The organism is Pantoea sp. Morm (assembly GCF_016643525.1).
In the GTDB taxonomy this organism is placed as follows: Bacteria; Pseudomonadota; Gammaproteobacteria; order Enterobacterales; family Enterobacteriaceae; genus Pantoea; species Pantoea dispersa.
Window position 1 is genome coordinate 1 of record NZ_VOQX01000140.1, and the last position, 7,889, is coordinate 7,889.

Annotated in this window: 10 protein-coding genes; 8 read left to right on the plus strand and 2 right to left on the minus strand. The window is 56.7% G+C overall.

The genetic code is table 11. The features are described from left to right. Positions 1-145 precede the first annotated feature (145 nt). The 7 genes from FT726_RS25135 to FT726_RS25165 all read left to right on the plus strand — a co-directional run bounded on the left by FT726_RS25135 (position 146) and on the right by FT726_RS25165 (position 4,505). The gene (locus FT726_RS25135; protein WP_052127595.1) at positions 146-604 is read left to right on the plus strand and encodes a JAB domain-containing protein; all 459 of its coding nucleotides are present in this window, start codon (positions 146-148) and stop codon (positions 602-604) included. 89 nt (positions 605-693) lie between these two features. Next, a complete protein-coding gene (locus tag FT726_RS25140) occupies positions 694-1,218 on the plus strand; it encodes a plasmid SOS inhibition protein A (RefSeq protein ID WP_255464815.1) in 525 nt (174 codons plus the stop codon). A gap of 70 nt (positions 1,219-1,288) precedes the next feature. Continuing rightward, positions 1,289-1,570 (plus strand): type II toxin-antitoxin system RelE/ParE family toxin, encoded by a 282-nt coding sequence (locus tag FT726_RS25145; RefSeq protein ID WP_034830883.1) that lies wholly within the window; start codon positions 1,289-1,291, stop codon positions 1,568-1,570. Further along, on the plus strand, positions 1,570-1,887 hold the full coding sequence (locus FT726_RS25150; RefSeq protein ID WP_034830884.1) for a HigA family addiction module antitoxin: 318 nt from the start codon (positions 1,570-1,572) through the stop codon (positions 1,885-1,887). The genes FT726_RS25145 and FT726_RS25150 overlap by 1 nt, the downstream gene beginning before the upstream one ends. A gap of 361 nt (positions 1,888-2,248) precedes the next feature. Continuing rightward, positions 2,249-2,485 carry a hypothetical protein gene (locus FT726_RS25155; protein WP_034830887.1) on the plus strand — a complete coding sequence of 79 codons (237 nt, stop codon included), beginning with the start codon at positions 2,249-2,251 and terminating at the stop codon, positions 2,483-2,485. A gap of 309 nt (positions 2,486-2,794) precedes the next feature. Continuing rightward, positions 2,795-3,670 (plus strand): TetR family transcriptional regulator C-terminal domain-containing protein, encoded by an 876-nt coding sequence (locus FT726_RS25160; protein WP_346303646.1) that lies wholly within the window; start codon positions 2,795-2,797, stop codon positions 3,668-3,670. 619 nt (positions 3,671-4,289) lie between these two features. Continuing rightward, positions 4,290-4,505, plus strand: coding sequence for a hypothetical protein (locus FT726_RS25165; RefSeq protein ID WP_034830889.1), 216 nt, complete (start codon positions 4,290-4,292; stop codon positions 4,503-4,505). Between the two features lie 470 nt (positions 4,506-4,975). On the opposite strand, the gene FT726_RS25170 is transcribed toward FT726_RS25165, so the two are convergent. Further along, on the minus strand, positions 4,976-5,404 hold the full coding sequence (locus tag FT726_RS25170; RefSeq protein WP_034830891.1) for a hypothetical protein: 429 nt from the start codon (positions 5,402-5,404) through the stop codon (positions 4,976-4,978). A gap of 631 nt (positions 5,405-6,035) precedes the next feature. On the opposite strand from FT726_RS25170, the gene FT726_RS25175 reads away from it, so the two are divergent. Next, entirely contained in the window at positions 6,036-7,607 is a 1,572-nt protein-coding gene (locus FT726_RS25175; protein WP_166936710.1) for a sensor domain-containing diguanylate cyclase, read from the plus strand. A 24-nt stretch (positions 7,608-7,631) separates the two neighbouring features. On the opposite strand, the gene FT726_RS25180 is transcribed toward FT726_RS25175, so the two are convergent. Further along, the coding region (locus tag FT726_RS25180; RefSeq protein ID WP_346303647.1) for an EAL domain-containing protein at positions 7,632-7,889 on the minus strand (258 nt) is incomplete at its 5' end.

Sequence of the window (7,889 nt, forward strand, 5' to 3'; positions counted from 1 at the left end):
CCCCTTTATGCCCTCACTTCGTCGTTGCTCCTTTGCCCTTTGCCGCGAAAGGCCAGACCGGAAAGAAGAAACCCGCGTCAGAGAAGGTCTTTTTCGGGTCCGCAGCGCGTGCTGCACCCACTCAGCCCGATTAAGGAGCGATGCCATGCAAAACACTCTCGTTAACATTACCCACAATGCGACCACTGACCGTGCGCCGGTCGAGAAGAAGATCCGCAAAAAAAAGTCAGACATCAACGATACGGCGTCTGAATCGACAGCATCAAGAGTTGCACACCTCAGTGATAACGTTCGCTTTTTAACCCGCCTGCAGTTTCGTGATGCGCAGGGAAATTACGTGATGGCCACGGAGAGCCAAATCCTCGAGGAGGCCGTGCGCGCCATCGATCACCGTTACCCGACCTGCACCAGCTTTACCTCACCTGAGATATCTGAAGAGTTCTCCAGGGCGAAGCTTGCCGGGCTCGGGCGGGAAGTGTTCGCGGTCGCTTTTCTGAATAACCAGAATCAGCTGCTGGCTTACGAAGAACTGTTTCAGGGATCTATTTCAAGTGTGGAGATTCATCCCCGGGAGGTGGTCATCCCTACGCCGCCGCGTTTATGAAGCAGCTGAGCGGCAGGAGCCGCGTCAGCGTCCAGGCACTGAACCGCATCCGGGGCATTTACCTGCGCCCGCGCTAAAAGCGCGCGCCGCTGCCGGAGTGGGAAGGCGCGCTGGATATGTTCCTCAGCACGGCGGGGGAGGTGTGCCCGCTGCCGCTGCCGGACGAGCTGGCCACCACGCTGTTTCCGGAGGCCGTATTCCGTCGGGCAGAACGTGCAAAACATGCTGCAGATAAAACAATTAACCACGCTACGCGGCGGGAACGGCAGGCGGCGGACTACCGTGAGCGCACGCTGGAGAACCGCATCCGCCAGGCTGAAACTGAGCTGGCATTTCGCACGCCGGAGACCCTGCGCAGATGGTTAGCCGCCTGGTGTGACAGCGTGCCGGAAAACGATATGAAGAACATGATCGCCGCGTGGGCGCAGCGCTTTCCGTCGCTGAACGGTCTGGAAACCCTGCAGCCGTATGCAGGAGACGTTGCCTGCGAAGTGGCAGGAGAAATTCACCTGCGATCGCTGCACATGGACAGCGCGCAGAAGGGCATGAACCGTTGGCTGGTGCCAAACAAGCTGACGCCCCGGAGCATCCTCTCTCAGGGCGATGAAAAATAAAAACACAGAGTGTTTCTCGTAACGAAACATATGATATACTGTTTCTTAACAGGAAACGCGGAGCCGAAAAGTGATTAAAAGCTGGAAGCACAAAGGATTACAGAAGCTGTTTGAGAAAGGTGATATCAGCGGCGTACAGGCAAAGGACGCGGAACGCATCCGGCTTCGCCTGCTGGTCATCGATGAGGCGCTTTCCACGGATGAATTCAGAAACTATCCGGGCTTTCGTTTTCACCCCCTGAAGGGCGACAGGAAAAACCTGTTTTCCATCACGGTCAGGGCTAACTGGCGCATCACCTTCGAATTCACGGACGGTGATGCCTATATTCTCAACCTGGAGGACTACCACTGATGGCCATGTTCAATCCCCCGCATCCGGGCGGCCTGATCACCGAGTACATTGAAGATAATAACATCGGCCTGCGCGTGCTGGCGAAAGAGCTGGGCGTATCAGCAGCGGCGCTGAGTAAGGTCGCCAGCGGTAAGGCATCAGTCAGCCCGGAAATGGCGGTGCGACTGGAGGCGGGGCTGGGTATTGCGGCTCGCCTCTGGTTATCCATGCAGGCCGCCTGCGATCTGCACAAAGCGCGTGCCACCACAGACGTTTCCGGCGTGCACCTGCATCCGGGCGTGCTGGCCGCTTCCGCACAAGATCGGCCCGGCAAGTAACCCTGCGAAAGATCACCCTACACCGCGCCGCCTGGCGCGGTTTTACTTTGTGCTTTCTGCCAGCCCCGAATGGCAATACTGCCGCCCTGAGGGCCGGGAAAACCGGTGCTGGCGCACCGGTCCTCTCCGCCCGGATGTGTATGGCCATAATCTATCGGCCCGGTTTAGCTTTAGTCTTTCTCCTGTCAGTTCGGACTTCCCGCCGCATAAAAATATGCTTTAACAGCAACAGCAAAAACATGGCCCCCTTCGGCTCCCCGGCAAGCCGGGCCGCGAGCCGTCAGGCTGCCTTATCTGCCGCGCTTTTAACTTTGAAGATGAAGCAGCCCGCGGGCTTCGTACTGATATCAACCGCAGCGGTGTGAGTAAGACGCTGCATGACCGTCTGGAACCTCTGACCGGCCTGAACGATAAGACGCTGGCACTGAGCGTGCGCCGTGAATTTTTCTGGGTTGAGCTGCATGACATGGCAAAAACCGTAAGGGTTCAGGCGATGAATGTGCCTGAATCTAACCTGCCTGCCTCCATTCTGGAGGTCTTGACAAAAGCCGGTCATCTGGCACTGAACCATTTTGGAAAGCACGGCGAGAAAGCGTAGATGAACGCCAGCCAGTGGCTGGCCGAAGAGCTGAAGAAGGATAGCGCGGCAGCAACAGCTGCTGTTCAGGCGTAAAAAAAGCAGGGTAGCCCCTGCTTCGTTCACGGCGGCCGGCCCCACCTGGCTGCCTCATCAAAATCTGCACTAAGGAGAAGTTATGAATTTTGACCCGCAAATCGTCGCACAGGCATAGGCACAGGCATTTGTAAAAGGCTTTAACAGCGGGTGTGGCGTGCGCGTTCCAAAAATGAAGTTCAGCAAATGGCCGCATTTTATGCGTGCCGTATGCCAGCAGCTGGAGGTGCAGCCATGAGCATCGCAAACCCCCTTAACTTACCTTTCGCGCTGGCACCCGTGATGCAGAACGACATCATCCGCGTGTTGGGCCAATACACTTTTATCCGTCTCGATAACGGCGACGAAGCGTTTTATCACCACGGGAACCGGATCATCGGCGCGGACGCGAGCTGCGTCGAGCTGCCAGTCCCGGATGATAAGGAATGGAGCTGGGACGACGTGGTGACGCAGCTGGTACGCGCGTCATTTACGCGTCAGGTTCGCGGAGATCGGGCAACATCAATGTCAGACCTAATGAAAGCCTCTGGCCTTGCAAGTGCCAGTATTTATAAGCAGCTTTACCCTGATAAACGCACAATCTATCTCGCGGCCTTACAGCAATACATGGATGAAGGTGCTTCCAGAGCAGCAGAACGCGATGCGGAGTTTTCTCCAGAAATGGCATTGCGCGAAACGTTAGAATTTGTAGCGCTTTTATCATCTTCTCCTGATGGAGAAAAAGGTTGTTTTACCATTGCCGCGGCCAGTGAACTTCTACCGGGTGATGCAGAAGTAAAAAGTAAGGTTCATCATAAATTCAACAAAATAATCAATGAGTTGGAAAGAATATTATGTAGAGGTCAGACGCAGCAGCTTTTTCGGTGCGATGAAAGCCCACGAACAATGGCAATAAGCATTTTCATGATCCTGGAAGGGATGCGATTTTTGGGAAAATTCAGCCCGAAATTGACGAACTCAAAAAGAGTAACGAATTTATTGTCAGATCGGTGCTCTCAAACAGACATGAAGATGGGAAAGGCCTCTCCAGACAGGCATCAACACGATGGAAGTGGGCACAATTGTTCGGCGTCGAAAAAGAAGAATTACAATGGTTGTGCTCGAATGTGAAAATGGCATGGCTTTATATGGTTGGGTCAATAACGGAAAGTTTTTCAAAAGACGCTTTCCATTGTCTGAGTTAAAGACATGTGTGCCTTACTCAAACTTTTGGCCTCTTACTTAAAGCGCCGGTATGCCCTTTTTCCGGCGCCTGATACTGACGTCCGCTCCTGGCTGTGAGTTCAATGGCTCGATGCAACGCTATCCTTAATCAAGGGGGTGACTTGCTGAAATGGGCGAGCAGTTGCTTCATCACGCCGAATTTCTGCACCACAACCGCAAGAACGCGGAGGACGTGAGCTGGGCCGGAGTCCTGAAAGAACTCATGCGCCGCAGCGGGTAGGTTATCCGGATGTGCAGGCATAAGTCTGATGAGCATGCAGCATGATCTTATGCGTTAATCTGATTTAACGTGATTAGATCCATTTAATTTATGACCAGGAATTTTGCCATCAGAATTCCTGTTTATTTAACACAAATATAATTAGGTATTTTATGCAACTTTTCAGGAGCGCCTTTTTTACGCAATCATAACGAAAATAAATAACGCACCGTGAGAAAACAGGTCTATTATGACCGTGTTATTAAAATAATATGAAATCACAATATTTTTTCACCCGGGGGTTATATGGTTCACATTGATTTGTGCACCCGTGAAGGCGTGATGAAGGCTTATGCTTTCCGGACGCCAGAGCAGGCTTTAAGTATGATAGATGAGATAAAGGATGATGATTTTCAGTGGTTTAATCTTGACTGGGAGGGCAGGAAATTCACCTGCCCGAAAAAGTTTATTAAAAGAATGACAAGCTGGTCTTATATTAAAATGATGCGGGGGTTCCTGTAACCTACCTTTTGTTAACAATCCGGAAATAAATAAAATCACGCTGGGATGTGTATTTTCTTAATATCCGAATCGTTTCGGTTCCTCTGAAAAGCCACCTCCTGGCAGAAGTCACTTTTCCGCCGAGAGGTCAGCGCCCGGCCGTCCGGATATGGCGGTAACGGCGCAATATGAAAAAGACGCCCCTCATCACATACATCGGGGACTTTACGGGTGTGTGTGCCTCACCGGCCTGATGCCGGATGTCCGTGTCGCAGGTCTCACAGTGGCTGATAAAATAATAACGATCCTCCGTGGTCAGAGGTGCACAGCAGCGCCGGCAGCGTACGGGACCCATGGCGTTTCTTCTCCGCTTAACCTGCTGTATACCCGCAGTGGTTTAAGCAAAGACCGCCGCTACCGTTAAGGCAACCGGGCGCACGTGAATAAGAGGATTCCTGGCAGTGCGGGCCGCGATCACCGGGGGGCAGGGCTCAGTGGCAGCGCGCGGGCAGGGCGCCAGCCCAGAGGCGCAGGCTGGCGGAAGAAAAATGCAGGGGGCGTCCTTCCGGCAGGGCGCCGGACAGCCGGACTTCGCGGCCCGCACTCCCGGACAGCATGTCCAGCATCGCGCCGGGCACCCGGGCGTAGAGAATGTTGCAGTGGCCCCGCAGGGCCCCGCTGGCACACGTCCATCCGCCGCCGTCCTGCCCTGCGCGGTTATGTATGTCAGCATCCGAAAGTCTGCCGTGCGGCGCCTCCAGCGAAATCAGAAGCGCTCCGTCGTCATCGCAGGTAGCGTGCAGAAACACGTTTTTATCCTCCGAAGACGTGATGCAGGTGCCGGAGCCGGGAGTGCAGGCTGCCCGCTGCGCCCATAAGGGGGGCGCTATGAGCACTAACAGCAGCAGCATCTTGTTCATGAACGGCCCGCCTGTATGAAATTTGTACGCCACCCGCCGTCGGGCATGGAGCGCTCCCTGGCCGATGGTGTATGCACCCTGCCCACAGGGTTATCCACCGCACGGGTGCATAAGTTCGCCTGTGCGCCGCCGGCGAAAAAAAACCGCGCGGGTGCGCGGTCAGGACGTTCCGTAAATACCGGACAACACGCCTCCTGCCGTCCGGACCTGAGTCAGGTGCAGAAGGGCGGAGACGTCAGCTCTCTTCGTTTGCTGTGCAGACGCGTTGTGTGTGCAGCGCGGGGAGTATATCCCTTTTATCTGTGTGGCACCGGCCCGCCTTCATGAAATAAAACGTCCGGCACGATAAAAAAATGCCCGCAAGCCTTCACGGGCTAATCGTTGATTTGTACCGTGGTGAGACGGCACCGCTTTATTAATCATTTTCCGTGACATTAATCCATGAATATCACGTTAAACAGGGAATTATCAGATTAAGTTGCATTAGGAAGGAGGAATTACGCTAAGCTGGCGCGGACGTGCCGGCTCCCGCCATCCCGCCGTGCGGCACAGAAAAGGTGCGCTGTTCTGCCTTTTGACCGGGGCCGCAGGCGTTACACTCTGATGACACCTTAACCGGGCCCCTGACGCCATGCCGCTGAAAAAATTCCGCCTCCGCACGCTTCTCATCTCACTCTCCGTCGGCGGGGTGATCCTGACCGCCTGCCTGCTGCTCGGGTCGCTGCTGATTTTTCAGAAGGGCAACATTGAGGACAGCCTGCTTGAGGGCAACATCGCCTACGCGCGCAAGCTGGCCGACACCACCGATCGTTATCTCGCCACGGCGCAGCGCGAGCTCGCCTGGAGCGCCGGCCAGATTAAGGGCCTGACCGATCCGGGGCTGCTGCGGGGCGAGACCGATCGCCTGCGGCTGCAGTCCGGCTTTTTTAATACCGTGGTGGTGGTTAACCGTGACGCCATCATCGCGGCGACCTCGCCGGAGAGCCTGAGCCTGATTGGCGTAAAGCTGCATTCCGACGCGAGCCGGCAGGCTATTGCCACGCAGAAGCCGTTTATTTCGTCGCCCTTTACCTCGGCGACGGGCAACTACGTGGTGTTCCTGTCGCAGCCGCTCTTCACGCCGGACGGCAGTTACCTGGGTTACATTGGCGGCACCATCTACCTCAAAAAACAGAGCATGCTGAGCGACATCCTGAGCCAGCATTTCTACGCCCGCGGCTCCACCGTCAGCATCGTCAGCAATGACGGCCTCATCATCTTCAGCCACGATCCGTCCCGCGTGGGAACAAAAATGGCGCTGAACTCCGCGCTGCGCAAGCGGCTGGCCACCACGGACAGCGGGCGGTTCAGCTCGGAGGCTGACGGGCAGCAGTTCCTGACCGGCTACGCCAGCCTGCATAAAACGGACTGGAACATTTTTATCGCCGGGACCTCTGAGACGGTCCGGCATATCATGGTGCGCACGGCAGAAAACGCCCTGTGGTTCCTGCTGGGCATCGTTATCCTGACGGTCGCCGTGGTGACCCTGCTGGCCGGGCGCATTGCCTCTCCCCTGGAGACGCTGGCGGGCATGGTGCGGGATGGAGGAAATGACGCGTCGCTGGCGTCGGTGAAGGCCTGGTACTTTGAGGCCGACCGCCTGAAGCAGGCCGTGGAGGAGTACCGCCACGCCGTGGCAGGCCACATGGCCGCGCTCAGCGACGAGGCCATGACCGACCCGCTGACCGGGCTCTGCAACCGGCGTGGCTTTACCCTGCTGGCGGACAGGAGCCGCGAAGATGCCTCGCAGTGCGTGATTGCACTTGATATCGACCACTTTAAGAAAATTAACGACTGGTACGGGCACGATGCGGGTGATGCGGTGCTGGTCAGCCTGGCGGGCCTGCTGCGGCAGGCCTGCCGCACGGGAGACGTGGTCAGCCGCTTCGGCGGCGAGGAGTTTATTCTCCTGCTGCCGCAGACGGCGCTGGAGGATGCGGCCCGGACGGCGGAGCGCATCCGCGAGGTAGTGAGCACCACGATGTTCCCGTTCGTCGGGGCCATGACGGTGTCGGCCGGCGTGGCGTCCCTGGCCGACTGTGGCAGCCGGGAAGCGCTTCTGCGTCGCGCCGACGAGGCCCTTTATGAAGCCAAAGGCGCCGGCCGTGACGCGGTCATCGTCGCCGGGCCGGAGGGATTCAGACGCTACAGGACGCCCGCCTGAGGGCTGTCAAGCGGCGGCGGCGGGTCAGCACTGGCCGCGCAGCTTCCAGGACAGCCACTCGTCAAGCTCCGGCTCCGGCAGCGGCCGGGAATAGAAGAAGCCCTGCGCCTGGTCGCAGCCGTACTCTGTGAGCGCGGTAACCGTATCAGCGTCCTCAACGCCTTCGGCCAGCACCGTGTAGTCCAGGTCCTTAAGCATGGCAATAATGCTGCGGGCGATAATGCGCGAGGCGGTATCGGACGAGATTTCGCTGATGAGCGTGCGGTCCAGTTTGATGACGTC

Coding starts and splice junctions, on each gene's coding strand:
- FT726_RS25135 (WP_052127595.1), top strand. CDS start 146: ATGCAAAACACTCTCGTTAACATTACCCACAATGCGACCACTGACCGT.
- FT726_RS25150 (WP_034830884.1), top strand. CDS start 1,570: ATGGCCATGTTCAATCCCCCGCATCCGGGCGGCCTGATCACCGAGTAC.
- FT726_RS25160 (WP_346303646.1), top strand. CDS start 2,795: ATGAGCATCGCAAACCCCCTTAACTTACCTTTCGCGCTGGCACCCGTG.
- FT726_RS25165 (WP_034830889.1), top strand. CDS start 4,290: ATGGTTCACATTGATTTGTGCACCCGTGAAGGCGTGATGAAGGCTTAT.
- FT726_RS25170 (WP_034830891.1), bottom strand. CDS start 5,404: ATGAACAAGATGCTGCTGCTGTTAGTGCTCATAGCGCCCCCCTTATGG.
- FT726_RS25175 (WP_166936710.1), top strand. CDS start 6,036: ATGCCGCTGAAAAAATTCCGCCTCCGCACGCTTCTCATCTCACTCTCC.